The organism is Mesorhizobium sp. P2_C5_2, assembly GCF_056404535.1.
The window spans coordinates 342,629-368,351 of record NZ_JBFUDV010000003.1 but is presented as its reverse complement, the minus strand read 5'-3'; the positions used below and the strand labels follow the sequence as shown (position 1 = coordinate 368,351).

Annotated in this window: 26 protein-coding genes; 13 read left to right on the top strand and 13 right to left on the bottom strand. The window is 61.3% G+C overall.

The features are described from left to right. The first annotated feature begins 14 nt into the window (after nucleotides 1-14). The 11 genes from AC1D1B_RS13085 (at nucleotide 15) to AC1D1B_RS13035 (ending at nucleotide 11,221) form a co-directional block, all read left to right on the top strand. A complete protein-coding gene (locus AC1D1B_RS13085) occupies nucleotides 15-1,532 on the top strand; it encodes a hydrogenase large subunit (RefSeq protein ID WP_477332730.1) in 1,518 nt (505 codons plus the stop codon). Nucleotides 1,533-1,544: 12 nt separating this feature from the next. After that, complete coding sequence (locus tag AC1D1B_RS13080) at nucleotides 1,545-2,084, top strand: NADH-quinone oxidoreductase subunit B family protein (RefSeq protein WP_477332728.1); 540 nt, start codon at nucleotides 1,545-1,547, stop codon at nucleotides 2,082-2,084. Between the two features lie 489 nt (nucleotides 2,085-2,573). Beyond that, a complete protein-coding gene (locus tag AC1D1B_RS13075; RefSeq protein ID WP_477332726.1) occupies nucleotides 2,574-4,706 on the top strand; it encodes an adenylate/guanylate cyclase domain-containing protein in 2,133 nt (710 codons plus the stop codon). Nucleotides 4,707-4,755: 49 nt separating this feature from the next. Continuing rightward, nucleotides 4,756-5,685: an RHS repeat-associated core domain-containing protein gene (locus tag AC1D1B_RS13070; protein WP_477332724.1), complete on the top strand. Its 930-nt coding sequence runs from the start codon at nucleotides 4,756-4,758 to the stop codon at nucleotides 5,683-5,685. Next, nucleotides 5,682-5,945: a hypothetical protein gene (locus tag AC1D1B_RS13065; protein WP_477332722.1), complete on the top strand. Its 264-nt coding sequence runs from the start codon at nucleotides 5,682-5,684 to the stop codon at nucleotides 5,943-5,945. Before AC1D1B_RS13070 ends, AC1D1B_RS13065 begins: the two co-directional genes overlap by 4 nt. 46 nt (nucleotides 5,946-5,991) lie before the next feature. Then, nucleotides 5,992-6,363, top strand: coding sequence for an RHS repeat domain-containing protein (locus tag AC1D1B_RS13060; protein ID WP_477332720.1), 372 nt, complete (start codon nucleotides 5,992-5,994; stop codon nucleotides 6,361-6,363). Next, nucleotides 6,323-7,549, top strand: coding sequence for an RHS repeat-associated core domain-containing protein (locus AC1D1B_RS13055; protein ID WP_477332718.1), 1,227 nt, complete (start codon nucleotides 6,323-6,325; stop codon nucleotides 7,547-7,549). The genes AC1D1B_RS13060 and AC1D1B_RS13055 overlap by 41 nt, the downstream gene beginning before the upstream one ends. Before the next feature lie 308 nt (nucleotides 7,550-7,857). After that, nucleotides 7,858-8,349: a L,D-transpeptidase gene (locus AC1D1B_RS13050; RefSeq protein ID WP_477333307.1), complete on the top strand. Its 492-nt coding sequence runs from the start codon at nucleotides 7,858-7,860 to the stop codon at nucleotides 8,347-8,349. Continuing rightward, nucleotides 8,346-8,762, top strand: a complete 417-nt coding sequence (locus AC1D1B_RS13045) for a hypothetical protein (RefSeq protein ID WP_477332716.1) — start codon at nucleotides 8,346-8,348, stop codon at nucleotides 8,760-8,762. Before AC1D1B_RS13050 ends, AC1D1B_RS13045 begins: the two co-directional genes overlap by 4 nt. A 1,275-nt stretch (nucleotides 8,763-10,037) precedes the next feature. Further along, complete coding sequence (locus AC1D1B_RS13040) at nucleotides 10,038-10,697, top strand: L,D-transpeptidase (protein ID WP_477332714.1); 660 nt, start codon at nucleotides 10,038-10,040, stop codon at nucleotides 10,695-10,697. An 11-nt stretch (nucleotides 10,698-10,708) separates the two neighbouring features. Then, a complete protein-coding gene (locus AC1D1B_RS13035) occupies nucleotides 10,709-11,221 on the top strand; it encodes an OmpA family protein (protein WP_477332713.1) in 513 nt (170 codons plus the stop codon). A 75-nt stretch (nucleotides 11,222-11,296) separates the two neighbouring features. Here the strand turns inward: AC1D1B_RS13035 and AC1D1B_RS13030 are convergent, their stop codons facing one another. Further along, on the bottom strand, nucleotides 11,297-12,055 hold the full coding sequence (locus tag AC1D1B_RS13030) for a bestrophin-like domain (RefSeq protein ID WP_477332711.1): 759 nt from the start codon (nucleotides 12,053-12,055) through the stop codon (nucleotides 11,297-11,299). Between the two features lie 275 nt (nucleotides 12,056-12,330). Here AC1D1B_RS13030 and AC1D1B_RS13025 point away from each other — a divergent pair, with 275 nt between their 5' ends. Beyond that, nucleotides 12,331-13,107 carry an SDR family NAD(P)-dependent oxidoreductase gene (locus AC1D1B_RS13025; RefSeq protein WP_477332709.1) on the top strand — a complete coding sequence of 259 codons (777 nt, stop codon included), beginning with the start codon at nucleotides 12,331-12,333 and terminating at the stop codon, nucleotides 13,105-13,107. A 71-nt stretch (nucleotides 13,108-13,178) separates the two neighbouring features. On the opposite strand, the gene AC1D1B_RS13020 is transcribed toward AC1D1B_RS13025, so the two are convergent. The 3 genes from AC1D1B_RS13020 to AC1D1B_RS13010 are packed head-to-tail and all read right to left on the bottom strand — an operon-like array spanning nucleotide 13,179 to nucleotide 15,896. Then, nucleotides 13,179-13,697, bottom strand: a complete 519-nt coding sequence (locus AC1D1B_RS13020; RefSeq protein WP_477332707.1) for a DUF5943 domain-containing protein — start codon at nucleotides 13,695-13,697, stop codon at nucleotides 13,179-13,181. Nucleotides 13,698-13,708: 11 nt separating this feature from the next. Next, nucleotides 13,709-14,983 (bottom strand): metal-dependent hydrolase family protein, encoded by a 1,275-nt coding sequence (locus tag AC1D1B_RS13015; protein ID WP_477332705.1) that lies wholly within the window; start codon nucleotides 14,981-14,983, stop codon nucleotides 13,709-13,711. 28 nt (nucleotides 14,984-15,011) lie between these two features. Next, the gene (locus tag AC1D1B_RS13010; RefSeq protein WP_477332703.1) at nucleotides 15,012-15,896 is read right to left on the bottom strand and encodes a fumarylacetoacetate hydrolase family protein; all 885 of its coding nucleotides are present in this window, start codon (nucleotides 15,894-15,896) and stop codon (nucleotides 15,012-15,014) included. A gap of 145 nt (nucleotides 15,897-16,041) precedes the next feature. On the opposite strand from AC1D1B_RS13010, the gene AC1D1B_RS13005 reads away from it, so the two are divergent. Next, entirely contained in the window at nucleotides 16,042-16,743 is a 702-nt protein-coding gene (locus tag AC1D1B_RS13005; protein ID WP_477332701.1) for a GntR family transcriptional regulator, read from the top strand. A 67-nt stretch (nucleotides 16,744-16,810) separates the two neighbouring features. Here AC1D1B_RS13005 and AC1D1B_RS13000 read toward each other — a convergent pair whose 3' ends face one another. The 9 genes from AC1D1B_RS13000 to AC1D1B_RS12960 all read right to left on the bottom strand — a co-directional run bounded on the left by AC1D1B_RS13000 (nucleotide 16,811) and on the right by AC1D1B_RS12960 (nucleotide 25,636). Next, nucleotides 16,811-17,857: an extracellular solute-binding protein gene (locus AC1D1B_RS13000; protein ID WP_477332699.1), complete on the bottom strand. Its 1,047-nt coding sequence runs from the start codon at nucleotides 17,855-17,857 to the stop codon at nucleotides 16,811-16,813. A 27-nt stretch (nucleotides 17,858-17,884) separates the two neighbouring features. Continuing rightward, nucleotides 17,885-18,688 (bottom strand): ABC transporter permease, encoded by an 804-nt coding sequence (locus AC1D1B_RS12995; protein ID WP_477332696.1) that lies wholly within the window; start codon nucleotides 18,686-18,688, stop codon nucleotides 17,885-17,887. Beyond that, complete coding sequence (locus tag AC1D1B_RS12990) at nucleotides 18,685-19,554, bottom strand: ABC transporter permease (protein ID WP_477332694.1); 870 nt, start codon at nucleotides 19,552-19,554, stop codon at nucleotides 18,685-18,687. The genes AC1D1B_RS12995 and AC1D1B_RS12990 overlap by 4 nt, the downstream gene beginning before the upstream one ends. Nucleotide 19,555: 1 nt before the next feature. After that, on the bottom strand, nucleotides 19,556-20,554 hold the full coding sequence (locus AC1D1B_RS12985; RefSeq protein WP_477332692.1) for an ABC transporter ATP-binding protein: 999 nt from the start codon (nucleotides 20,552-20,554) through the stop codon (nucleotides 19,556-19,558). Between the two features lie 201 nt (nucleotides 20,555-20,755). Further along, a complete protein-coding gene (locus AC1D1B_RS12980) occupies nucleotides 20,756-21,847 on the bottom strand; it encodes an ABC transporter ATP-binding protein (protein ID WP_477332690.1) in 1,092 nt (363 codons plus the stop codon). Between the two features lie 4 nt (nucleotides 21,848-21,851). Then, nucleotides 21,852-22,778 (bottom strand): ROK family protein, encoded by a 927-nt coding sequence (locus AC1D1B_RS12975; protein ID WP_477332688.1) that lies wholly within the window; start codon nucleotides 22,776-22,778, stop codon nucleotides 21,852-21,854. Nucleotides 22,779-22,780: 2 nt separating this feature from the next. Beyond that, the gene (locus AC1D1B_RS12970) at nucleotides 22,781-23,824 is read right to left on the bottom strand and encodes an SIS domain-containing protein (protein ID WP_477332686.1); all 1,044 of its coding nucleotides are present in this window, start codon (nucleotides 23,822-23,824) and stop codon (nucleotides 22,781-22,783) included. Between the two features lie 40 nt (nucleotides 23,825-23,864). Further along, a complete protein-coding gene (locus tag AC1D1B_RS12965) occupies nucleotides 23,865-24,740 on the bottom strand; it encodes a carbohydrate ABC transporter permease (RefSeq protein ID WP_477332684.1) in 876 nt (291 codons plus the stop codon). Between the two features lie 8 nt (nucleotides 24,741-24,748). Further along, nucleotides 24,749-25,636, bottom strand: coding sequence for a carbohydrate ABC transporter permease (locus AC1D1B_RS12960; RefSeq protein WP_477332682.1), 888 nt, complete (start codon nucleotides 25,634-25,636; stop codon nucleotides 24,749-24,751). Nucleotides 25,637-25,723 lie beyond the last annotated feature (87 nt).

Below are 25,723 nucleotides of genomic sequence, written 5' to 3'. Positions count from 1 at the left end.
AGGAGAGAAAGAGCATGCCCGCGCTGATCGATCTCATCCTTGCTGGCCAACGTGTCGAAAATCATTTCCCGTGGTCGCGCGCCGTGGTGACTCCGAAAAAGTGGGGCTTTGCCGTCGAGCAATTGGCCGAGGGCCACTGGAGCCTGCTCGGCCTATGGGGTGAGCCAGGCGCCGTCCACATGGCACTTCTTGACGAAAACGCCGGGGACATCGGCGTTGTCAGCCTGGAATGCCCGGATGGCCGCTACCCATCGGTCGGCCGGCTGCATCCGCCCGCGTTGCGGCTCGAACGTGCGGCCGCTGACCTGTTCGGGCTCCGGCCACAAGGCGCGCCTGATACGAGACGGTGGCTTGATCATGGCTATTGGGGTGTCAGCTATCCGTTGAGTACCCGCGTCCGGACGTCTGCTGCGACAGCCACCCCCTACCCTTTCCTGTCGGCCGAGGGAGAGAGCCTGCATCAGATTCCGGTCGGGCCTGTACATGCCGGCATCATCGAGCCAGGGCATTTTCGATTTACAGCAAGTGGCGAAACGGTCGTCCGGCTGGAGGAGCGCTTCGGATACACACACAAAGGCATAGAAGGCTTGATGGCGGGGTCCGATATCGATCACGCAGCCAAACTGGCGGGCAGAACCTCTGGCGACAGTACCGTGGCATACTCCCTTGCCTTTGCCCGCGCGGTCGAGGTAGCGCTAGGTGTCGAGGTTCCTCCGCGCGCAGTCTGGCTGCGAGCGCTCATGGCCGAGCTGGAGCGCCTGGCCAATCATCTGGGCGACATAGGCGCTATCTGCAATGATGCCGCCTTCGCGCTCATGCATGCCCACTGTGGGGTGCTGCGTGAGCGCGTATTGCGGGCAAGCGATGCCGCCTTCGGCCATCGTCTGATGCGCGACCGCATCGTGCCGGGAGGAGCGGCAACCAACCTAAGCGATGACGGAGCAACAGCGGTTTGGTCTCTGATCGCAGAGATCAGGCAGCGGTTTCCCGCGCTGGTCGAACTCTACGACAACACGGCGTCGCTGCAGGATCGGACAGTCGCAACTGGCCGGCTGAAGGTGGAACTCGCTCGTCAATATCGCGCCGGAGGCTACATCGGCCGAGCCTCCGGTCGGGACTTCGATGCCCGACGCAATCTCGCTTATCCACCATATGACGGACTCGCCTTCAATGTACCTCTCCTCCAGGAGGGCGATGTGAACGCCCGTGTCTGGATTCGCATCCACGAGGTCGAACAAAGCCTGTCTCTAATCGAACAAATCCTGCGACAACTGCCAGACGGACCGATCCGTGTCGATTGCGCGCAGATAGGCGGACCGCAGGAAGGCATGGCACTGGTCGAAGGTTTCCGGGGCGACATTCTGGCTTGGCTGCGCATCGGCAAAAGCGGCCTGGTCGAGCGCTGTCACCTGCGCGATCCCTCTTGGTTTCAATGGCCGCTGCTTGAAGCCGCTATCGAAGGAAACATCGTTGCCGACTTTCCGCTGTGCAACAAATCGTTCAACTGCTCTTATTCGGGCCATGATCTCTGAAGGCACGCTGTCATGCGCAAGCTTCTTTTTGAAAGCTTGATACGCCGCCCTCTTACCGAGCGTCCGCCGTTGGCAAGCGGCACGGCGGTCGACGAACTCGCACGCGCGCTTGATGGGGCTGCTCATAAACGATTGGGACGAAGCCTGTCGATCCGGGCGGTCGATGCCGGTTCCTGCAACGGCTGCGAACTTGAGATGCACGCGCTGAACAACGCCTTCTATGACATCGAGCGTTTTGGAATCCGGTTCGTCGCATCACCGCGCCATGCCGATGTACTGCTCGTTACCGGACCGGTCACAAAAAACATGCGAGAGGCATTGAAGCGGACCTACGACGCAACACCCAACCCAAAATGGGTGGTCGCACTTGGAGATTGCGCAGGCAATGGTGGCTGTTTTGCTGGCAGCTATGCCGTGATGCGCGGAGTGTCGGAGGCCTTGCCTGTCGATCTGCACATTCCAGGTTGCCCGCCACCGCCAATCGAAATTTTGAAAGGCCTGCTCGCCTTGCTTGAGGGGGTGAATTCAAAGACTGGTGCTGCCCGAAGGTGACTATCGATGTAGAGGCTTTGCCAGGGTTGGCCTTGTCGCTGCATAGATCCAACCAATGCGTAGCCGTGAGTTTAAGGGCATCAGCCAACCTCAGTCCCAAAATTGGAAAATTTCGACTGAGCCGCATGCCTCCGATAGCAAAAAGAGCGCTCTCTCAATAGTGGGTCCAATGATGTAGCGCTCTCCCGCTACCACCATTCCCCCCACTCCTTTGATGCCGTGGGGAAGCTACCCTCACCCAAGAGTGCCGTTAGCCGCCCAGCGATTTCGACTTCGATTCCGCCAATCCGAGCCGGGTCAGACCGCGACGCTTCCGCCGTGCGGTCCCACGGGCAAAGCGACAACACATTCCCGCACACGTCTCGCCGTAAATTTGGTATGCATATGCGAGGGAGGGGTAACAGATGAAACACAATCCTGGCTTGCCGTCCGACGCGACGCCGACGCTTCTGTTTCCGAAGACCTGATGCAAACGCAAAGTAAGACCTCATGTCTTCTCTAGATGTGACCGGCTCATCCAGCCCCGCGGGCTGGGGTTTGGCCGCAAAGCTGTTTACAACCCTCGTCCTTCTTGGCGCGATCGCGGTCCTGGTGACCGGGACGCTCGGTTACTTCCGCGCCCGCGACGCCCTCGAAAAAGCAGTCTTCGACCAACTCACGGCCGCCCGTCAGACCAAGACGCGGCAGGTCGAAACCTACTTCCGCACGATCCAGGCGGAACTGCGCCTGCTTGCCACTTCCAAGATGGTGGTCGATGCGACACGCGAGTTCCGGACCGCGGTCGACCAACTCGACCGGGCAGGCGCTCCGCCTGAACTGCGGCAAAAGGTCGGCGATTGGTACGCTGAGAACTTCATCCCCGGAATGACGCGCACCCTTGGCAGGGAACCGGCCCTGTCGGACTACCTTCCGGTCGATGGTGCCCCCTACTATCTGCAGGATCACTACATTGTGGAAAATCCCAATCCGGCGGAGCGGCGCAAGCTTCTCGACGACGCCGGCGACGGAAGCGAATACTCCAGGCTGCATGCCATATATCATCCATTGATGCGCGCTGCGGCTACCACGGTCGGCTTTTTCGATCTCATGATTGCCGATCCCAAATCAGGTCGCCTGATCTATACGGTCGAGAAGGAGGTGGATTTCACCACGTCTCTTCAGTTGGGTCCCTACCGCAGCACCAACGTCGCAGCCGCAGTCGCCCGCTGCTCGCAGATCGCAGACCCGTCAGCCATCTGCCTGGAAGATTTCGCCTCTTATGCGCCATCAGGCGGCGCACCGATCGCCTTCATGGCAGCACCGGTGATTGCCCAGGGCGTCGTCATCGGCGTGCTGGTCGCACAATTGTCGAATGATGAGATCGACAACGTCGTCACCGGTAACCGCCGCTGGCGGCAGGAAGGGTTCGGCGACACGGGTGAGGCCTATCTCGTCGGACCCGATTATCTGGTGCGCTCTGGCCCGCGGGCGTTCTACGAGAACCGCGATAACTTCTTCGCCGAGCTCAAATCCGTCGGCGCTTCGGACGAGGAGATCGCCGTCATTCAGCGTTACGGGACACCAGTGCTGCATCAGCGCGTCGACACCAAGGCCTCCCGTGCCGCGCTCGCCGGTGTCGAGGGCACGGGCGAGGTCATCGGATACCGTGGCGTCCCGACGCTCGCTTCATGGGGACCGCTCGCGATTTCCGATGTCAAGTGGGCTCTCGTCGCCAAGATCGACAGCGCCGAAGCCTTCGCACCGATCGCCCAACTCCGCCGGGATCTGTTGCTCGTCGGAGGACTGGCGCTGCTCGTGGTCGCCGCCACCGCCGCCTGGCTTTCGCGCGCGCTGCTCGGACCGCTCCGCGATCTCACTGCCGGGGTGAAACGCTTCTCTGCTGGCGACTATGCGACCAGCGTGCCGGTCCGCACGCGCGACGAGATTGGCGAGCTCTGCTCGGCCTTCAATGGCATGGTTGAGGATTTGCACCAGAAGAATGTCGTGATCGAGACCAAGAACCGCGAGAACGAGCAGCTGCTGCTCAACGTCCTGCCGGCACCGATCGCCAATCGGCTGCGCGCTGGCGAGGAGAGGATCGCCGACGGCTTCGCCGAGGTCACAGTCGCCTTCGCAGACCTGGTCGGGTTCACCGCATTGACATCGGAAATGCCGCCGCACGATGTCGTGATGTTTCTCAATGGCCTCTTCACGCGCTTCGACGTTGCCGCCAATGATCTCGGCATCGAGAAGATCAAGACGGTGGGCGACGCCTATATGGCGGTGTGCGGCCTACCCGTGCCGGTGGCCAACCACGCCGAGCGCATGGTCCGCATGGCCATCCGCATGGTCCACATTACCCGCGAGCACGCGATGGAACACAACGTCTCGATGAAGCTCAGGGTTGGCGTCAACAGCGGGCCAGTGGTCGCCGGCGTCATTGGGAAGAGTAAGTACATCTATGATTTATGGGGTGACACAGTGAACCTGGCGAGCCGCATGGAGTCTGGCGGAATTCCCGACTCTGTTCAGGTGACGCGCCCCGTCTACGAACAGCTCAAGGACCAATTCGTCTTCGAGTCGCGCGGCGCTATCGAAGTCAAAGGCAAGGGAAAAGTGGAAGCCTGGGTATTGAGATTTTAGTCGCGGGGGCAGCTCCGATGCCGGCTTGCCCTCCACCTGTCCGCCGTCAATGGCTTCGCCGCGGGCGCGACTGGGCGCCCTGAGTGTCACGCTGAAGTACAACGCCTTCGGCCAGCGCCAGACCTCGACCGTCAGCGGCGGAGGCGGCATCTTCATCTTCGGCCGGGATGGCCTGCTGCTCGCCGAATACACCCCGCTCGGCGTGCTCATGAGGAACTACATCTATCTGGAGGGCAAGCCGTTCGCCATCGAGAACCTGGCCGGCGATGTCTTCTACATCCTGAACGACCCGGTGTCCCAGCCGCAGAAGATGCTGTACGGGTCTCCCGCGGCCGTCGCCTGGCAGCGTGTCGCCGGCATCTTCGGCAACACCGTCTCTCAGCCGGTCGGCGCCACCAGTGCCAATCCGCAACGCTTCCCCGGCCAGCAGGAGGACCCGACCAGCGGGCTCTACTACAACTACTTCCGCGACTACGACCCAGCCACCGGCCGCTACATCGAGCCAGATCCGATCGGGCTCAACGGCGGTATCAATCTGTATGCATATGCTTTAGGCAACCCGGTTAGCCTAATTGATCCTCTTGGTCTTTGGACCGGACAGCTGGGTCTTGCGTTGAATTTCCAATTCGGCCCCGTAGTTGTACAATTCTCGGCTGGGCTTGCGATTGATGGTACAGGCGCGCTCGGTACTTACTACGCTGCTGGCGGAGGACTTGGGGTGGGGGCAGATGTTTCAGGAGGAGTATCAGTTGCCTACTCGCCCAACGCATGCTCAATTGACGACTTGAACGGTCCCTTCAACGACGTTAGCCTTGGAGGAGGTTGGGGACCGCATGCGTCGGGCGATGGTTTTTTTGGGAAAGGAGCTAACGGTCGATCCATAGCCGGAGCGGGGATTACGCTTGGGGCTGGGTTGGGCGAGGGCGGAGCGGACACAGTTACGACGACCAACGTTACCCCCATTGGGCATATCTGGTGAAACGGTTTGCTGCGGTGCTCTTGATTGCGTTGGGATTGGGTTCCTTTGCATTTCATGCCGGATTGATAGTTTATTACAGCAATGTGCTGCCGCGCGATCCTCGACCTGAATTGGGAAGGACTTACCCAATCAACAATCACGGTACTGTCGTTTATCTAACCGAGTGTGAGCAATCGGAATTGACGTGGCTGTATTTCGCAGCGTTCGCCTTCGCCATCTCGGGCGGAGTGCTTTTTGCGTCAAACAAAAAGAAAATCTGAAAGTATACACGGCAATGTGGTCAGCGAAAATCGGACAATCTCCTCTGTGCAGTATGCCACCGGATATGGCTACGACCTGGATAAGAACCTCGCCCAGATCACCTATCCGTCCGGACTGGTCATTAGCTACCAGCGCGATGCGCAAGGCCGCGTCGTTGGCATCACGAGCAAGCTGAACGCCACGGCTTCGACGGTGACGCTTGCCTCGGGAGGGCAATACCTGCCGTTCGGCTCGATGAACGCCCTGGCGCAGGGCAACGGCGTGCAGATGATCTACAGCTACGACCAAGATTACCGGTTGAGCCGGATTCAGGCCGGGGCCGCTCAGGATCTCACCATCGGCTACGATGCGGCCAGCCACATCGCCAGCCTCACCGATGGGGAGACTTCCCAGCCTGACGCAAACCTTCCAGTATGATCTGGTCGGGCGGGTCACGAACGGGGTGGGTACCTATGGCAACGACAGCTATACCTATGATGCCGCCGGCAACCGGCTGACGCGTTCGCTGGTCAACGGGGGAGCGACCTTGACCACCTACACCTACACGAGCACCAACACCCAGCTCGCCCAGGCGGTGACGGGATCGACGATACTCAAATACGCCTACGACGCCAACGGCGCGCTGCTTACGCGCAAGCTCGGCAACACCACGCAGCAGGCATACACATACAACGATGACGGTCGGCTGGCGACGGTGGCGGGTGTCACGCTGAAGTACAACGCCTTCGGCCAGCGCCAGACCTCGACCGTCAGCGGCGGAGGCGGCATCTTCATCTTCGGCCAGGATGGCCTGCTGCTCGCCGAATACACCCCGCTCGGCGTGCTTATGAGGAACTACATCTATCTGGAGGGCAAGCCATTCGCCATCGAGAACCTCGCCGGCGATGTCTTCTACATCCTGAACGACCCGGTGTCCCAGCCGCAGAAGATGCTGTACGGGTCTCCCGCGGCCGTCGCCTGGCAGCGTGTCGCCGGCATCTTCGGCAACACCGTCTCTCAGCCTGTCGGCGTCACCAGTGCCAATCCGCAACGCTTCCCCGGCCAGCAGGAGGACCCGACCAGCGGTCTTTACTACAACTACTTCCGCGACTACGATCCGGCCACCGGTCGCTACATCGAGCCAGACCCAGTCGGTCTCTACGGCGGTGCCAATCTGTATGCATATGTCGGCGCAAATCCGGTCGGTTCAATCGATCCCCTTGGATTGTGGCGTCTTCCAGACTACTTCGGCGGGAATATAAACATTGCCATTCCAACCCCCTTTACCGGAACGCTGGTTGGATGGTCAGGCACAGTTAGCGTTGATCGATATGGCGACTTCTTTGTGAGCCCCATTGGCGCAGGAGTCGGTAAGTCAGCAACAGTTCTTTCTGGAGGGCTCACTGCGAATTGGCTCGATCAAAGTGGCACACCGTCGCAGTGTCAGCTCGCGAATTTTCTCTCCGCTAATGGATTCAGCGGCTCGGCTGGGTTCATTGGGGGAGTGTCTCAGTCTTACACGCCAGGAGCAGGATGGGCAACAGGCGTAGGAATTATGAGTCCGCAGGTAGGAGTTAGTTACAACTATTCGTTCCAATTCGGAAACGTTGGTTTTGGGTGGTAACTCGTGAAGTTTGTGCCCATGGTCGCATTTGCAGCCGCGCTCTTCCTAATAGGAAGCTGGTGCTTCTTTTCTCCTAGAAGCATCCAATCACTTGCGTTGAAAGTGATTGGAATCGGTCCTACGGCAAAAAGCGCTGCCTTAAGAGCATATGTTCAATCTAGCATGTATGTAGTGAGTGTCCGCCTAATTGGCCTGTTAGCCTACGGTATGGCTGCTGTAATTATATACGGCATCTATCGTGGATCTAAGTGAAGCGGCCGAATTGGGGCCGACTCCGGAGTGGGAGCAATTGAAGCGTTCAAGCTGACATTTCGAAATCCGGCGGACCCGCGTCTGCGATAAACACATATGCATATGTTGGTGGAAACCCGATAACTCGCATTGACCCTCTTGGCCTGAACTTCATTATTGCCGGTCACGGCACACTGCATCTCTACCACGACGACGGTTCTATCGCGGGATCGGATCCGTATACCTCGGGCATGCATGGTAGTACCGACTACACACAGGCTGGTGTGGGACCAACACCGCCAGGCAGTTACACGGTCGATCCCTCCGAGATCAACCCGGCAGGCTTCTTCCGAAAATACATTGACCCACGGGATTGGGGTGATTACCGCGTGCCTCTCCACCCTGACCCAAGCACGTACACATATGGGCGAGATGGGTTCTTTATCCATGGTGGCCGCATTCGGCACGGTTCCGAAGGTTGCCTCAAGGTTGAGGGACCGAATCAGAACGACTTGTTCGACCAGTTGGAGAAGAACACATCGCCTGTGCCCGTGACTGTGATGAAATGAGCAAGGGCGAGAAAATGAAGCCTGGTCGTTTCTGCGTGGTGGGCATGGCTCTTCAAGGGATGGGACTGGTAGCGTTCATTCTGATTTCGCGTACAAGTATTGCTACGGTAGGCAAGCCGGTCGTGATTGCGTTGACGTTGGCCAGCGTGGCATTGCTGCTGTGGCACAGTGTCAAGCAGGCGAAAACACCGATGGTGATAATCCTGCTTCCGGCATTGCTTGCCCTGGGGTATACCGTTGCCTTGCACGCGGTCGGGGCCATCGGGTTCCGTGGGTTGTTACGAGACATTGAATTTTCGACTGATTACTTACTATCCGTGCTTCGCGTGACCGGCATTGTGTTCGTGCTGTACGTGATCGGGACCACGTTGCTTTACTTCGTCGGCAAGATGCTGAAAGTGCAGTCGCAGTAACCCGATACCATAGTGGTGCTCAACGACGCCCGCCCCTGCGGTGGCATCGCGGAGGCCGGACTGTCGAACGTCTTTGGTCAAGTCGGCGGGCAAGCATCATTCGATGCCGCCCTGCTGATCGATACATCTAAGGTGAGTTGGTCCAGTCCATTCGATATTAGTGCAGCTTTGGTTTCGTGCAACTGCGGGAGGCGTGATTGGAGCATTGGGCTCTAATCCGCCCCAGATCGGTAACGGCGGTCTCTCCAGCGTATGTGGTGGTGGAGAGATAGGTGGCGCCTATGCTGGAGCTGGACTTTCTTTCGGCATCACAAATGCTAATTCTGCGGATGACCTCCGCGGACTCGCGTCATAAGGCACGTTGAACCGGAGAATCATAGCGCCTGCTATTTCGAATATCGCGTTGAATCGGTTCGCTACGAAGGAGTGGATCAAGGTTGTCGTCTGGATGTCGGGCAACCGGTGACGGTTCATTACCTACCGGACGCCCCTCAAGTTTCGACGACATCGTCCCCATCCGAACAGTTTGCCCTATTGGTCTTAGTGCCACTCTTCCTCTCGGTTCTGGGTGGCAGCTTGAGTGGCTGGAGTGTGTCGCGTCGTAGACGGCGTTATGACAAGGGGGGAAACTAGGGGAGGGAGGCTCTGCAAAAACGAGGAATCCTCATTCTCGCCATCATTGCTGCAATTCCTTTGGCGATCGTTGCCGATCAGACATTCGGGAAAGGATTTTCGTGGCAAGATATGGATTGGAACGGTGATGGTCATACCTCGTTCGCAGAGTTCTTTCACACGTTTGACGTAGGCTCACGCGAAGTACAGGTAAATAGTAAGCAATGCAGGGAAGCCTATCTCTTGAAGGATGGGATGCCAGTTAAGCTGCTGTGCCCCTGACAAAGGGGCCGATACTCCGGCGGTGGAGGCCCAACTGTCGGAAGAGAAGAGATATAGCTCGGTAGCGCCGCACACGGCCAGACCGTCGTTGAAGGAGATTTGTTTACTGGCGTAGGGCGGTACTCCGGTTTCGGTGATTGCGGAGGTTCGCCATTCGTGGCGGGCAATGTCTCCTACGTCTTGTAGGCATTGAGCCACCCAACAATAGAGATTGTTTGTGCTGTTTAGGTCCGCAACGAGGTCGCCAGCGGAGCGTCCGCTTGCTGATGACTTCAGCCTGGAAGCTGACCGTCAGATCGCGGCTAACTGCAGCATTTTCCACTTTGAGGCGAAATAATTCTCAACTATGGTCCGTCAGGCTTAAGGCATGGGGGATTGCCGATGGTTTTATCACGCAGGGATGTCGTGCTCGGCGGCCTGGCGCTGGTCGCGGTCGGTGCAACCGGCAATATTGCTCAAGCCGCGGCGTCAAAATCCTTTTTCGCCGGTACCGCCAGCGACAACGATTTTGTCTATCGCAAGACCAACTTCGCCAAGATCGACAAGCGATGGCATCGCCAGATCGTCAAGTATTTCAGCAGCGAGTCGGTCGGCACGGTCGTGGTCGATACCCGTCACCACTTCCTCTACCTCATCATGGAAAACAAGACCGCCATCCGCTACGGCGTCGGCGTCGGCAAGGAAGGCTTCAAATGGTACGGCCGCGCGACGATCGACCGCCGCGCGCTGTGGCCGCAATGGGTCCCGCCCCCCGAAATGCGCAAGCGCAGGCCGGAGCTACCGGCCATGATCGAAGGCGGCGCGCCCAATAATCCGCTCGGGCCGCGCGCGCTCTATCTTTACCGCGACGGCGCCGACATAGGCTACCGCCTGCATGGCACACTGGAGCCATGGAGCATCGGCACCGACGCTTCCAGTGGCTGCATCCGCATGTTCCCGGAAGACATCATCGACCTCTACCAGCGGTGCCCGATCGGCACCGCGGTGGAGGTCCTGCCGCACATCGCCGACCAGGCGCCCCCTTCCACCACTGTCGAATGATTGGGCGCATCATGAACCGCATGATTGAAAACACGCGCCGGCTGCTCGCAGCCAGCCTGCTGGTGCTGACCGCATCCTGCTCGACCAGCAACACGCTGACCCCGCCCACGCCCGACGTCACCAACGCCGAGATTGCCGGCTTCCAGAACGTGCAGCCGGGCAGCGAGGAGGATTTTATCCTCAATGTCGGCCGCCGCACCTATTTCACGAAAGGTTCGGCCGCGCTCGATTCTGTCGCCAAGACCACCCTCGACACCCAGATCGCCTGGTTGTCAAAGTATCCGCGCTGGCTGCTCAAGCTGCAGGGTTTCGCCGACGATCCCGGCGCAAGCGAAACAGCGCTGTCGCAGCAGCGCGCCGATGCGGTGATGGACTACCTCGCCGCCGGCGGCATAGACCGCAACCGCATGTGGGCCAAGGGCTACGGCAAGGACAGGCTCGTCCGCGATTGCCCCGACAACGCCTGCAGGTCGCAGAACCGCCGCGTTGTGTCTAACTTGCGCGATGAGAGGGACGAGTCGTAGGGGCTGCTATTTTGCTTGTCACCATATCCGAGTCTCACACGCGACAGCGGCATGGCCGCTTCGCGCCTGCTTGTATCATCCGCTGCCGCCCGCTTTGGCTTCCGGCATAACTTGCAGCAACGGTTGCGGCGATACCGCGATCTCTCCCGTGAAGGGCCGATCGTGGGCGAGAATCAAGAGAACGGATGCCGCCACGCCGGTCGCAAAACTTCCAAGAGCGATCGCCGATGCCATTCGGTTATCACTATGAACGACCGCGATCGCGAGAAGAGCACAGAAGGCTTGCAGGATCAGGCAGGCCCACTTCGTGGGGTTGACTTGTGCGGAGCTGACGAGAACCCGTTGGCGACGCGCCTCGAAGGCGTCTTCAAGCGACCTCGTAATCTCGCGCTGCGCGATCTCCTGGCCGGGATTGCTTGGCGTCAAAGCCAGCGTCGTCCGCAGCGCCTCGTTAAGCGCCGGCGGGATTATGGTGAGGGTCGCCGCGCTCTCGGCCATCAGCGGCCACTCCTGGCTCGTCGTTTCCTCGATATAGCGGCGCACCAGCGACCGTAAGCGCGCCTCGGGCTCCCCGGGAAAGCTGCTCGCCAGAACCACGACCGACCGCAATGCACTGGCCTCGCGATTGACTGCCGCATTGGCGTGATCGTTGTCGCTCCAGACCTGAGCCGCGGTGAACGCCACAAACAAGCCAAAGATGATACCGAGCGGCGGCAACATGCCAGGCGAAAGCGCCTTGAATGACCGCGCCGTGGAGCCCACAGAAAGAGCGGCGATGCCCTGGTGCAAGATGAACGCGACGATATAGGTGGCCCCGAACACGACGAAAGCCATCCAAGCGAGTGGAAGAGTATGCAACCAGCCACTCATAGTAGCCCCTGCCCTATCCTGAGAATTCGTCGTCAGGCGTTTGTAAGGCCGTCGTTCCACTCGTGGCAATGGCACTGAGTTCCATCGTGTCAACAAACTCTATGCTCGGGTACAATCGGCTGCCCAGGGGAGTTCAGGACGCCCGGCAAAAGGACAGCCTCCGCCTCCGCTGCTTCCGCGAATTTTCTGGTACGATGTATCTCCATTGCGAGCGAAGATGCAGTCCTAGGAGATTGATCGTGACCCGCTACAAGAACAAAAGAGCGATCATCACAGGAGGCGCCCAAGGCATTGGTCTCGCCTGTGCTCAGCGACTGCTGAGCGAAGGCGCACAGGTTCTCGCAGCGGACATTCAGAAATGGGAGGGGAGTGCCGCGTCGAGCGTCCTGAGCGAAAGCGAAAGGTTCAGTTATCGGCGGACTGACGTCACTTCTCGGCAGGAAGTCGAGGCGATGGTCGCCGAGGCTGTGGCCTCATTTGGAGGCGTTGATGTCCTAATCTCCAACGTTGGGGTCGCGAAGAAAAAGCCATTTCTGGAACTGACGGACGAGGATCTCGCTACCGGCTTTCAGATCAATCTTGTTTCCATGATTCTTTGCGGTCAGGCGGTGGCCCGACAGATCAAGACACAGGGGACGCCGGGGGCAATTGTGCACATGTCTTCCGTGAACGGCGTGATGGCGATGCCGGGGTACACTGTTTACAACGTGTCCAAAGGTGGCGTCGAGCAGCTCACCAGGGTAATGGCCCTTGAACTTGCCCCTCTCGGGATCCGGGTCAACGCTGTTGGTCCCGGCACGATCCTCACCGAAATGACCCGCAGCAACGTGTTGTCCGACAACGAAGCAAGGCGCACAATTCTGTCTCGTACGCCCCTTGGTCGGTTTGGCGAACCAGAGGATGTCGCATCGGTGGTCGCCTTCCTGGCGAGCGATGACGCAGCTTATGTGACCGGCGAAACTGTCTTCATCGACGGCGGCCGGCGAGCACTCAACTACGTCGTCCCGGTCTCGTGATTGTTATAGATTTTGACACGAACGCCTCGGGCGGGCGTAGTTTCCATCAACTTGTTGATTACCCGGCGTGCTTACGCCGCGAAATCGAACCGGCAATGGTCGTGCCGGCCATCGCAGGCGCAGTAGGTCTCTTCGCATTCCACTGCTGTCGGGTCCGCAAGGCCGAGCAGGAATGAGAAGGCACCGGTGACGAAACCTTCGAACATGTAGCAGACGCGCTCACCCCGCTGCTGGCCGGCTTCCAGGGCGAAGATCGAGTTCTTCAGGCTGATGCTGCCGCGACGGCCGGCGATATCCAGCACGTCGATCGAGAACTGGCCCCAGCCGCGTTGCGACAGGCGCTGGAAATAGTGACGGAAGGTCGCTTCGGGGTCGAGGCCTTTGACCCGCACCTGCGCCGCGCACCATTCGACGGCGGATTTGGCCGTCGCCGCGTGCAGGATGGCGCGGTAGGCATCGCGACCGAGGGCTGCCTCGACCGCGAGATGGTTGTTCACCAGGAAGTGCCTGGGCAAATAGACCATCGGCAGCCCGTCTGTCCGCCAGATGCCGCTGTCGTCATCGACATCGATTGGAACCGCAGGCTGCATTTTACTCTGGCCTATGCCGCTTGCCGTTGCGAAGCGACCGACGCCGACTGGTCCTTGTAGAGCTCGCCATCCTTCATGATGACGATGAGGTTCTTCTCATGCACCATCATGTCGAGGTCCTTCAGCGGGTCGCCATTGACCAGCAGAAGGTCGGCGATGAAGCCTTCCTTGACCATGCCGAGTTCGTCGCCCAGGCCCATCACCTGGCCGCCGAGCCGCGTGCCGCATTGCAAGGCTTCGCTGGGCGAATATCCCAAGAGGTCGACGAAGTGTTTCAGGTCGCGGGCGTTGGTACCTTGCGGTGTCTGGGCGAAACCGTAGTCGCCGCCGATCAGCGCGCGCACGCCGCGTTTGCGCAGTTCGGTGTAGACCTTGCGGCTGTCGTCGAGGATGCGCTGCATGCCGAACTTCACCGCCATCTCATGGGTGAAGCCGAAGGGCTCGCCCTCGTAAAGCGTGCCGTAGATGATGCCGATGGCCGGGCCGACGAAGATGCGATCCTTCGCCGATTCCAGTGCGTCGAGCGCTTCCTCGTCGGCGGATTCGCAGTGGTAGATGACGTCGACGCCGCACTTCACCGCGCGCTTCACCGAACCGGCGGCGCGGGCATGGCAGTTGATTTTCTTGCCGAAGTCGCGCGCCACCGACACCGCCGTCATCACTTCGGCCTCGCTCATGACGGTGAGGCCGCCATGCGCGGCGGGGCTGAGATCATCGCCCGAAATGTTGATCTTGATGTTGTCGGCGCCTTCGCGGCAGCAGAGCCGCACCGCCTTGGTGATCTCCTCGACGCCGTCGGCGATCATGCCGAAGCTCTCGTGATACATATGCTGCTGGCGCTCGTCACCGAGACCGCCGGTGACGGTGATCTCCGGGCTGCCGGCGCGCATGCGTGGGCCCGGCAGGCGGCCGGCATTGATCTCGTTGCGGATGACGATGTCGAGCCTGAGCTTCGAGGTCGCGGCGCTGTAGGCGCTGGTGAAACCGTGGTCGAGCAAGGTCTTGGCGTTGCGCATGGTGAGCAGCAGATGCTCCTCGGGCGGGATCAGGCCGAGATCAGAATCCTTGATCGCGCCGCCGAAGGAGATATGGGCATGGCCTTCGACCAGGCCCGGCATCAGCGTCATGCCGCGGCATTCGACCGTCGTCGCGCCCTCGCCGGACAATTGCCCGGGCGTGCGCGCGATGGTGACGATGCGGCCATCGTCGACCAGCAGATCTGCCGGATAGGCATCGGCGCCCGTGCCGTCCCAGATCATGGCATTTCGAAACATCACTCTTGTCATGACTTCGTCCTTTCGGAGTTGGCTTGGGTTATTGGTTGACGGCTCGGGCGGCGGTGACGTCGTCGGCCACGACATTGGACAGGATACCGACGCCTTCGAGTTCGATCTCGCAGACATCGCCATGCTTCATGAACAGCTGCGGCTTGCGCGCCATGCCGACGCCGGCCGGCGTGCCGGTGACGAGGATGTCGCCGGGCTCCAGCGTGATCGCTTCGCTGATGATCGAGATCAGCGAGGCGACATCGAAGATCATATCGTTGGTCGAGGCGTTCTGGACGATTTCGCCGTTGAGCCGCGTCTGGATGCGCAGGCCCTTGCCGCCTGGCGGCAATTCATCCGCCGTCACGAAGATCGGTCCGAACGAGCCGGTGCCGTCGAAATTCTTGCCGACGGTCCATTGCGGCGACTTGGTCTGGAAGTCGCGGATCGAGGCGTCGTTGAAGATGGAATAGCCGGCGACATGGCTGAGCGCCTGGGCCAAGGGAATGTGGCGGCCGGCCTTGCCGATGATGGCCACCATCTCGCCTTCATAGTCGAGCTGGATCGAGGCTTCCGGGCGGCGGATCGCCGCGCCATGCCCGATCAGGCTGCTCGAAAAGCGGGCAAACAGGGTCGGATAGGCCGGCGGCGTAAAACCGCTTTCGATCGAATGGTCGACATAGTTGAGGCCGACGCAGACGATCTTTCCGGGCTTCGAGATCGGCGGCAGCCATTCGACCGTCTTCGCATCGATCTTGCGACCGCAGGCCAGCTTCTCACCGGCGGCGTGGAGCGCTTGCCCGCCTTCGGTGATCAGTTCGTCCAGCCATCCTGGAAACATCGCATCGCTGGCGTCGACGCCGCGGAACTCGCCTGCCGGCAAGGCGATCGCCAGCCCAGGTCCCCGCGGCGATTTATAAGCTGCAAATCGCACTGGCCACATCCTCGTTGGTGAAGGCTGGACTTTGTTGAGAAATTATATATCTGTCAACAGAGAATATATTATTTTGGATTCTGATTTCTGGCTGAGATAATGTATCAAGGCTCCTCAATGGACGGATTCGGCCGCGGGCAAGCGAATGGCTAGGGAAGGCTCGATCAATCTCACCCAGGGCGCGTATGAGGATCTGCGCGCCGACCTGTTGTCGTGCCGGATCGCGCCGGGCAGCCGGCTCAAGGTCCAGGAACTCTGCGACCGGCTGTCCGTCAGCCTCGGCGCCATCCGCGAGGCACTGTCGCGGCTGACCTCGGAAGGCCTTGTCGTGGCCGAACCGCAGCGCGGCTTTCGTGCAGCACCCATCTCGGCCGAGGATCTGCTCGACCTCACCAAGACGCGCATCCAGATCGAGACCTTGTGCATCCGCCGCGCCATCGAGGTCGGCGATGTCGCCTGGGAATCGCAGCTGGTCGCAGCACTTCACCGGCTGTCGCGCACGCCCGAACATACACCGGACGATCCGGTGCATTCGAGCGACGAATGGGCGACCGCGCATGCGGCCTTCCACAAGGCGCTGGTCGCCGGCTGCGACAGCCACTGGCTGCTGCGCCTGCGCGACCAGCTTTATGACCAGAGCGAGCGCTACCGCCGCCGCTCGGTCTCGCTGGCGCCAAGGGCCCGCAACATCAGCAAGGAACATCAGGACCTCGCCGCTGCCGTGCTCGACCGCAATGCCGAGAAGGCCGCCGAATTGCTGGCGGCGCATCTGGCTGTCACTACCGACATCCTGCTGGCGGCGGAGGCCTCCGACCTTCCAGCGCCAAAGACGACGGTGCGGGCGTAGCGTTTCATTCGCTCTCCTCGGACAGGAACAAACGCCGCCCTTCGCAGGGCGGCGTTTTGCTGTCGGCCTACTGGCGCAGATTGGTCCAGATTCGGTCATAGGCGCGGATCGCCTTCTCGTCGCAGGACGGCGCAAACGAGATCTTCAGATCGGCCGGCGGGTTGAATTCCGGCGAGCCGCCAATGTCCGCCGCCAGGAACTTGTTCGAGCCGGCGATCGCGCTCTGGTAGCCGGTGTATTTCTGCTGCAGCGCGATGTTTTCCGGGTCCATCAGGAAGTTGAGAAACTTCTTCGCGTTCTCGACATTCGGCGCGCTGGTCGGCACGGCGACATTGTCCATCCAGCCGACAACACCTTCCTTGGGATAGACATATTTGACCGTCGATTTCTGCTGGCGTGTCGCCAGCGCCTTGCCTGACCACTGCTCGTGCATGACCGTCTCGCCGGCGACCTGGCGCTCGACGATGCCGTCGGAATTGTAGACTTTCACGAAGGGCTTCTGCGCCTCGAGCAAGGCATTGAGCTCCTTGAGGTCAGCCGGATTGCTGTTGCACTGATCCTTGCCGAGATAGACCAGCGCCAGCGACATCACCTCGGTCGGCGAGCCGAACATACCGACCTTGCCCTTGAGTTCCGCCGGCGGATCGAACAGCGGCTTTAGGCTATCGGTCGGGCCCTTGTAGACAGCGGTGTCGACGGAATAGGAGGTGGTGCCCCAGACCCATGGCACGGTGTATTTCGCATCCGGATCCCAGGACCGGTGCTGCCACTTCGCATCGACGTTCTTGAAATTCGGCATCGCGCCCGCGTCGACCTCCTGGAACAGCTTCTGCTTGACGAAGATCGGCACGAAATCGTTGCTGATGATCATCACGTCATAGCCGGCGGCGCCCGAGCTCAGCTTGGCGAGCGCCGTCTCGTTGGAATCGTAGGTGTCGATGGTGACCTTGATCCCGGTCTCGGCCTCGAACTTCTTGATCATTTCGTCCGACGTGTAATCGGTCCAGTTGTAGATGTGCAGTTCGCCGGCATCGGCGAGCGCGCTGGTGCTGACAGCTCCAAGCATGGCGGCGGCCAGGGCTAGTGACGAAAATCCTTCTTTCCATTTGGTCATGGTCGTTCTCCTCTGGTTTTCTTATTTCTAGGCAAGCTTGTTTCGTCGTCCGACGAGCAGGGCCGCGGCGACGAAGACGATGGAAACGGCAAGCAGGATGGTGGAGATGGCGTTGACCTCGGGCGTCACGCCAAGCCGCATCATGCCGTAGATGTAGACTGGCAGCGTGGTCGAGCCGGCGCTCGACACCATCATCGAGATCAGGAAATCGTCGAGCGAGACGACGAAGGCCATGATGGCGCCGGCAGAGATCGCAGGCAGCAGCAAGGGCAGCGTGACACGGCGGAACAATCGCCATTCATCGGCATAGAGATCGCGTCCAGCCTCCTCCAGCGTGCCGCCCATGTCGCGCAGCCGCGCCTGGATCGGCAGCAGCGCGAACGGGATGCAGAAGACGGTGTGTGCGATCATCAGATTGAAGAGCCCATGATGCATGCCGAGCCCCGAAAAGAAGATCAGCGTGGTGATCGCCACGACGATCTCTGGCACCACCAGCGGCATCGCGATCAGCGCTGTTGCCGCGCCTCGCCCGAAGCGCAGCCGGCCGCGTTCCAATGCAATCGCTCCGGCCGTGGCGATCGCCGTCGACGCGATGGTGGCGACGATGGCGATGATGATGCTGTTGTATGCGGCGTCGCGGATCGCGCCATTGTTGGCGACAGCGACGAACCATTTGAAGCTGAAGCCGGCCCAGACGGTCACCAGCCGGCTCGAATTGAAGGCGTAGATCACCAGGATCAACAGCGGCGCGTAAAAGAACAGGAAGATCAGCGCGGTGTAGGCCGACAGGCCGGGCGTGTGTCGCCAGTCGAAGGGTTTGGCGCCGGTCATCGCCGTTCCTCCTGCACCCGGCGCGAGCGGATGACGAAGACGGTCAGCACGACAACCGTCACAACCGTCGAGAGCGCTGCGCCGAACGGCCAGTTGCGCGACGAGGTGAACTGCATCTGGATGAGGCTGCCGATGAGCAGCTTCTTGCCGCCGCCGAGCAGATCAGGCGCCAGGAACGAGCCCAGCGCCGGCGCAAAGACCAGCGTGGCGCCGGCCAGCGCGCCGGGCCGCGCCAAGGGCCAGACGATGCGGCGGAAGACGGCGGCGCGGCTGGCGTAGAGATCATGCGCGGCTTCGATCAGCCGAGCATCGATGCGCTCCAGCGTCGAATAGATCGGCAGCACCATGAAGGGCAGGAAGGTGTAGACGAGGCCGAGCAGGATCGACCCGTCATTGTAGAGCAGCGGCAGCGGATCGGAGATGATGCCGGCATGGCGCAGCGCCCCATTCGCCAGCCCTTCGTCGCGCAGGATCAGGATCCAGCAATAGGTGCGGATCAGCGTGTTGATCCAGAACGGCAACGTGACCGCGAACAAAAGGATCCGCCGCCGTTCCGGAGTCTGGCAGACGATGTACCAGGCAACCGGCAGGCCGAGCACGAGGCAGATGAAGGTGGTGGCGACGGCGAGGTAGATCGAGCGCAGGATGATCAGCGCGTAGCTCGGCGAAAACACCAGGCTGTCGTCGAAGTCGCGCTGGTAGAGGAACTGGAGATAGGCATCGAAGGTCGCCGGTGCTGTGACGCCGCCATAGGGATTGGCGGTCATGAAGGAATAGCCGACCGCCAGAAACAGCGGCAGCACCATGAAGATGCCGATGACCAGCATGGCCGGCGCAATCAGGAGCCAGGTGCGGTTCGGGCCCATCTCAGTTCGCCAGCTCGCGTTCGACGGCGCAGGCCCAGTCGACGATCACCCTGTCGCCGGTCGACAGCGCCGCTCCGCCGCGCGAGCGCGAATGCAGTTTTGCCCCCTCCTCCAGTACGACCTCGTAGAGCGTGTCGGAGCCGAGGAATGTGATGGCGGAGACTGCACCCCTGGCGTGGCCCTTGGCGCCATCCGACACCGGCGACACCACGATGTGTTCCGGCCGCACGACGATGGTCTTGGCCGGGTCGCGGCCGAGGGCAGCACCGGGCAACAGGTTGGACTCGCCGATGAAGTCGGCAACAAAACGGTCCTGCGGATTGTCGTAGATGTCGCGCGGCGTGCCGACCTGCAGCACGTCGCCGCTGCGCATCACCGCGATGCGGTCGGACATGGCGAGCGCCTCTTCCTGGTCGTGCGTGACCAGCACGAAGGTGATGCCGGTCTCGCGCTGCAGCCGTTTCAATTCGCTCTGCATGCCCTTGCGCAGCTTGAGGTCGAGCGCCGACAGCGGCTCGTCGAGCAAAAGCACGCTGGGCTTGGGCGCCAACGCGCGCGCCACCGCGACACGCTGCTGCTGGCCACCGGACAATTGTGCCGGACGCCGCGCGGCGAAGCCTTCGAGTCGCACCATTTCCAGCGCTTCCCTGACGCGCTCGTCGATCAGCGCTTTCGGCGCGTTCTGCATTTCCAGCCCGAACGCGACATTCTCGGCGACGCTCATATGCGGAAACAGCGCGTAGCTCTGGAACACGGTGTTGACCGGCCGCTTCTGCGGCGGCAGCGCGGCGACGTCATTGCCGGCAATGCGGATGGCGCCGGAGCTCGGCGCCTCGAAGCCGGCGATCAGGCGCAAAAGGGTTGTCTTGCCGCAGCCCGATGGTCCCAGCAGCGTGAAGAACTCATTGTCGTAGATTTCGAGACTGACGTCGTTCAGCGCATGGACGGGATCGGCGTCCCTGGTCACGAAGGATTTTGACACGCTGTGGATGTCGATCATGACCGGCACATTCCTGGACTGCGTTTGAGATGGCCGGAAGGCCATCACGGTCGTCTGGCGCCGCACCTAAAAATTCGCCCCAAAATTATATTTGTCAACGGATAATATATTGTTTTTGCATTTCGACACGCAAAAGTGTGGCGGGCGCCTTCGATCCCAGCGCCAGGGCCTTTTCCGCTCGCTCCAACAGGCCGGCGGTGCTCAGAGCACCTTGCCGCTTTCGGGATCGAGCAGATGCATATGCGCCATGGCAAGCGACAACGTCGCCGTCTCGCCGGGCTTCGGCGTTGCCGCCGGATCGATGCGCGCCGTTGCCTCGCCGCCGGCGATCAGCACATGCAGCAGCGTCTCCATGCCCATTGGCTCGACCACCTCTACCCCTGCCTTGATGTCGACGACGTCAGGCCGCTCGCGCCGTTCGGTGATGTGCTCGGGACGCAGGCCGAATTCGAGCTCGCGCCCGACATGGCCCGCATAGCGCGCGGTGCGAGACGCCGGAACGGCGAGCGAGGTGCCATCGCCAAGCACCACCGCCAGCCTGTCGCCGCGCGCTTCCAGCCGGCACTTGAAGAAATTCATGCCGGGGCTGCCGATGAAGCCGGCGACGAAGCGGCTGGCCGGCTCATGGTAGAGATCGTTGGGTGGCCCGATCTGCTCGATGCGCCCCTTGTTCATCACCACGACGCGGTCGGCCAATGTCATCGCTTCGACCTGGTCGTGGGTGACGTAGACCGTGGTGGTGGCGACCATCTGGTGCAGCCGCTTGATCTCGGCGCGCATCTTGCCCCTGAGCTTGGCGTCGAGATTGGAGAGCGGCTCGTCGAACAGGAACACCTTTGGTTGACGCACCATGGCGCGGCCCATGGCAACGCGCTGGCGTTGCCCGCCGGACAGCTGGTGAGGCTTGCGCTGCAAAAGCTCGCTGAGATCGAGCATGTCGGCGACACGGGCGATGCGTTGTGTCACCTCCCCGTCCGGCACTTTGCGGATGCGCAGGCCGAAGGCCATGTTCTGCGCCACCGTCATCTGAGGATAGAGCGCGTAGCTCTGGAAGACCATCGCGATGTCGCGATCCCTAGCCTGGATGTTGTTGACCAGCCTGCCGCCAATATGGATCTCGCCACCGCTCGGCCGGTCCAGTCCAGCCACCATGCGCAGCGTCGTCGACTTGCCGCAGCCGGACGGGCCGACGAGGACGACGAACTCGCCCTCGGCAATCTCGAGATCGATATCGTGCACGACCTTCAGGTTCTGAAAGCTCTTGGAAATCTTGCGCAGTTCGACATCAGCCATGGCGCTATTCCTTTGCCGTGGGCGCGAACATGTCGAGTGCCAGTGCCGCCGTGCCGATCACGCCGGCATCGTTGCCGTGTTCGGCCGCCACGATGACCGGCGGCCGGCCGGGCTTGAGCAGAACGAAATCCCTAACATTGCTCGCAATGCGATCGATGAAGAAGGGACCGGCCAGCGACAAGCCGCCGCCGATGATCGCCGCCTCGATGTTGAGCATGTTCGACATGATGCCGATCATCTGCCCGAGCCAGCGCGCCACCTCGTCGACCACTTGCAGTGCGATCGCGTCACCTTCCTTGGCGAGATCGACGACGGTCTCGGCGTCCTTGGCGTCGGTGTCCGGCTTGAGCTGGCGATAGCGATTGACCAACGCCCTTGCGCTGGCCAGGTTCTCGACCATGCCGGGCACGGGATCGGCGATGTCGGTGCGGGCCGGATCGAGCGAGATGCAGCCGAACTGCGGCGGCAGCCCGTCCGGGCCGTCAACGACCTTGCGATCGATGACCACGGAGCCGCCAATGCCGGTGCCGAGCGTCAGCAATGCGAATCGAGAAAACGGACGCCCGGCGCCATGGCGCATTTCGCCATGGGTTGCGCTGACGGCATCGTTGCGGACAACAGCCGGAACGCCGAAGCGAATGGCGAACAGCTTCGACAGCGATCCCTTGAGCAGCGCCGGGATCGCCGGGCAGCGGCCGTTGAGCATGCCGGTCTCGGGATTGGGCGTGCCGGGCACACCGATGCCGATAGCCGCGATATCGGGATACGCCTTTCTCAGCGCTTCGGTCGCCTCAGTGACCAGATGGACGAGCTCCGCGAACTCGATATCGCGATGCACGGGCACGGCGCCGCGCACCAGCACCTTGCCTGAACCGTCGACGACACCGAGCTTGACCAGGCTGCCGCCAATGTCGATTCCAACAGCGGTCACCATCACGCCTCCTTGCGGATGCGCACGTTGAGCCGCCGTCCGAGGTTGGGGTAGATCATCTTGTCGGGATCGATGCCGCGCGAGATCGCCAACTCGCAGCCATACCATTGCAGCGGCATCGGCGCCCAGCAGCCGGCGAGCCATTGCTGCTCAGGCGCTGTCGGCCAGCTGACGTCAAGGTCAAAGCGCGTCGGATGTCCCGAGAGGTTGAGGACGACCGTGCGCGGTCCGAGCTCGGCCAGCGCCTCGCCAAGATTGGCGGCGACCTTGGCCTCGGTCTCGGTCTGCACGATGGCGATAACCAGGCTCTTGTCGGTCGTGCCATAGACATGGCCGTGCAAGGCCTCTTCCGTGTCGAAGGCCGAGGTCGGCACCCCGCTGATCTCGGCGATCTTGAGCGATGCCTCGAGCGCGGTACCGAGATGCGTCGCCTGGCCTGCGACCAGAATGTAGTCGGGCACGCCGAAGCGGGTGACCAGATCCTTCGCGGCGGCAAGACCGGTTTCCGCCGTCTGCTCGAGTTGCGCGAGCAATCCCGACAGTTCGACCGTCTTGTTGGCGAGCTTCGCGGCGACCGCCAGCACCGAAATGACGGTGGCGGTGTAGCCCATGGTCTTGGGACCGACCGTCTCCGGACCGATCGGCATGACGATGATCTCGGCGCCGGTCTCGGTGATCAGGCTGCCGGCCTCACCGGTGATGACGAGCGTCGGGAACCCAAGCTCCACCGACAGGCGCACCGCTTCGATCGTGGTGATGCTCATGCCGGACTGCGACGCCGCCAGAACCAGCGTGCGCTGGCCTGAGGCCCTGGGCGGCAGGCGCAGGAAAGCCTCCGGCTCCTTGGCGATCACCGAGGCGCCCGTGCCCTCTTCCAGCGCCTCGGCGCCGGCCAGTAGCGCATTCATCGACGAGCCGGTGCCAAGCAGCACGATCCGCTCCGGCGTCTGGCGCAGGCTCGCGAAACCGTCGAGCTCCGCGCCGATCGCCGCGGGCAGGCCCGTGAGGGTCGCGGGCTGCCGGCGGATGTAAGTGCCTATCTGCATCTCAATGTTCCATCAGTTCGAAGTTGGTGTGCGTGGAAAATCACTTGCTGTAGCCCTTGCTCAGGCCGCTGATGAATTGCCGCGAGAACAGGGTGAACAGCAGCACCAGCGGCACCGCGCCAAGCGTCAGCGCGGCAAGCAGCGCCGGATAGTCGTTCATGAACTGGCCGACGAATTGCTGCACGCCGAGCGTCACCGTCTGGTTCTGCCGGCTTGGCGCCAGGATCAGCGGGAACCAGAGGTCGTTCCACACCGGCAGCATGGTGAGTGCCGCAACCGCGGCCAGGCCCGGCCTGACCAGCGGCAGCACGATCCAGAAGGTACGCAGCTCGCTCGCCCCATCCATGCGTGCCGCTTCCTTGAGATCGGTCGGCACGGTGCGGAAATAAGTGACCATCAGCGTCACCGCGATCGGGATGCTCATGGCGGTGTAGACGAGGATGAGCGCCGCCAGCGTGTCCATCAGCTTCCAGGCGAGCATCATCTGGATGAGCGGAATGGTGCCGAGCCGGATCGGCAACATGATGCCGAGCACGAACAGGCCGCCGAGCAGCGACGCCAGCCGCACGCGGTATTCGACAAGCGCAAAGGCGGCGAGCGTCGACAGCACCACCGTCAGCCCGATCGTCGTCACGGTGACGATCAAGCTGTTGCGATAGTTGATGATGAAATTGCCGCGGGTGAAGACGCGCTTGTAGCCTTCGAGGCTGAAGGTCTTGGCCGTCGGCAGGTCGAACGGCCCGCCAAAAATCGCTGGCGTCGTCTTCAGCGAATTGATGATGACGATCAGCACCGGCCCGATGGCGAGCAGCACAAAGACGATCAGCAGTGCATGCACAATGATGCGCTCGACCGTCCACGGTTCGCGGTCCTGGCGGCGGCGGGCGGCTGCTATTGTGAGGTCTGGGGCGCTCATCTCAGCTCCTAGACCGAATAGGATTTCAGGCGGCGCTGGATCAGCCAGAAATAGGCTGCGGTGACCAGCAACACCGTGAGAAAGATGACCGTCGCGACGGCCGCGCCCAGATCAAGATCGGCAAGCTGCCCGCTCGAGCCGAAGAAGGTTCGGTAGAAATAGGTGCCGAGAATATCTGTGCTGTAGTTCGGCCCGGGTGCCGAGCCGTTGAGCGCGAACACCAGGTCGAAGCCGTTGAACGTCCAGATGTAGGTGAGGATGGCGATCAGCCCGAATTGCGGCGCGATCAGCGGAAACTTGATCTTCCAGAAGGTCGTCCAGCCGCCGGCGCCGTCGATGTTGGCGGCTTCCACGAGTTCGTTGGGCACCGCCAGCAGGGCGCTGTAGAGGAAGACCATCGGGATGCCGAAATATTGCCAGACCGACATCAGCGATATGGTGGTGAGCGCGGTCGATTCCGTGCCCAGCAGCGGGAAGCCGACCAGACCCCAGAGCGGATTGATGATCAGCCGCCAGACGAAGCCGACGATGACCACCGACAGCGTCGCCGGGATGAACAGCAGCGTGCGGTAGATGCCTTCCGACCGCGCCAGCTTGCCTGATGTCAGCAGTGCCGCTAGCAGCAGGCCCATCGGCACTTCGACGATCAGATGGATGGCGAAATACTGCATGTTGTTGAGCAACGCATTCCAGAAGCGGGCGCTGATGGTCGGGTGGGTAAACAGGCGCTCGTAATTGGCGAAGCCGACAAAGACGTCACCCGAAGCACCGCTGGTCTGGAAGAAGCTCATGACGATCGAGGTCGCCAGCGGCAGCACGGCAAAGACCAGATAGACGGCCAGCGCCGGCAGCACGAACAGCAGCAGGTTTCGATAAGCGGCAGCGGGAGATATCAAAGCAAACCTCATCTTCATGCCGGCACCAATGCGCCGGCATGTCGTCAGGCTTGCGCATGCCCTGCCTCATGGCAAGGCATGCGCGAA

What these genes read in the sequence shown, in the direction of transcription:
- AC1D1B_RS13085 (WP_477332730.1), top strand. Translation starts at nt 15, where the DNA reads ATGCCCGCGCTGATCGATCTCATCCTTGCTGGCCAACGTGTCGAAAAT.
- AC1D1B_RS13080 (WP_477332728.1), top strand. Translation starts at nt 1,545, where the DNA reads ATGCGCAAGCTTCTTTTTGAAAGCTTGATACGCCGCCCTCTTACCGAG.
- AC1D1B_RS13075 (WP_477332726.1), top strand. Translation starts at nt 2,574, where the DNA reads ATGTCTTCTCTAGATGTGACCGGCTCATCCAGCCCCGCGGGCTGGGGT.
- AC1D1B_RS13070 (WP_477332724.1), top strand. Translation starts at nt 4,756, where the DNA reads ATGGCTTCGCCGCGGGCGCGACTGGGCGCCCTGAGTGTCACGCTGAAG.
- AC1D1B_RS13055 (WP_477332718.1), top strand. Translation starts at nt 6,323, where the DNA reads ATGGGGAGACTTCCCAGCCTGACGCAAACCTTCCAGTATGATCTGGTC.
- AC1D1B_RS13045 (WP_477332716.1), top strand. Translation starts at nt 8,346, where the DNA reads ATGAGCAAGGGCGAGAAAATGAAGCCTGGTCGTTTCTGCGTGGTGGGC.
- AC1D1B_RS13040 (WP_477332714.1), top strand. Translation starts at nt 10,038, where the DNA reads ATGGTTTTATCACGCAGGGATGTCGTGCTCGGCGGCCTGGCGCTGGTC.
- AC1D1B_RS13035 (WP_477332713.1), top strand. Translation starts at nt 10,709, where the DNA reads ATGAACCGCATGATTGAAAACACGCGCCGGCTGCTCGCAGCCAGCCTG.
- AC1D1B_RS13030 (WP_477332711.1), bottom strand. Translation starts at nt 12,055, where the DNA reads ATGGCTTTCGTCGTGTTCGGGGCCACCTATATCGTCGCGTTCATCTTG.
- AC1D1B_RS13020 (WP_477332707.1), bottom strand. Translation starts at nt 13,697, where the DNA reads ATGCAGCCTGCGGTTCCAATCGATGTCGATGACGACAGCGGCATCTGG.
- AC1D1B_RS13015 (WP_477332705.1), bottom strand. Translation starts at nt 14,983, where the DNA reads ATGACAAGAGTGATGTTTCGAAATGCCATGATCTGGGACGGCACGGGC.
- AC1D1B_RS13005 (WP_477332701.1), top strand. Translation starts at nt 16,042, where the DNA reads ATGGCTAGGGAAGGCTCGATCAATCTCACCCAGGGCGCGTATGAGGAT.
- AC1D1B_RS13000 (WP_477332699.1), bottom strand. Translation starts at nt 17,857, where the DNA reads ATGACCAAATGGAAAGAAGGATTTTCGTCACTAGCCCTGGCCGCCGCC.
- AC1D1B_RS12995 (WP_477332696.1), bottom strand. Translation starts at nt 18,688, where the DNA reads ATGACCGGCGCCAAACCCTTCGACTGGCGACACACGCCCGGCCTGTCG.
- AC1D1B_RS12990 (WP_477332694.1), bottom strand. Translation starts at nt 19,554, where the DNA reads ATGGGCCCGAACCGCACCTGGCTCCTGATTGCGCCGGCCATGCTGGTC.
- AC1D1B_RS12985 (WP_477332692.1), bottom strand. Translation starts at nt 20,554, where the DNA reads ATGATCGACATCCACAGCGTGTCAAAATCCTTCGTGACCAGGGACGCC.
- AC1D1B_RS12980 (WP_477332690.1), bottom strand. Translation starts at nt 21,847, where the DNA reads ATGGCTGATGTCGAACTGCGCAAGATTTCCAAGAGCTTTCAGAACCTG.
- AC1D1B_RS12970 (WP_477332686.1), bottom strand. Translation starts at nt 23,824, where the DNA reads ATGCAGATAGGCACTTACATCCGCCGGCAGCCCGCGACCCTCACGGGC.
- AC1D1B_RS12965 (WP_477332684.1), bottom strand. Translation starts at nt 24,740, where the DNA reads ATGAGCGCCCCAGACCTCACAATAGCAGCCGCCCGCCGCCGCCAGGAC.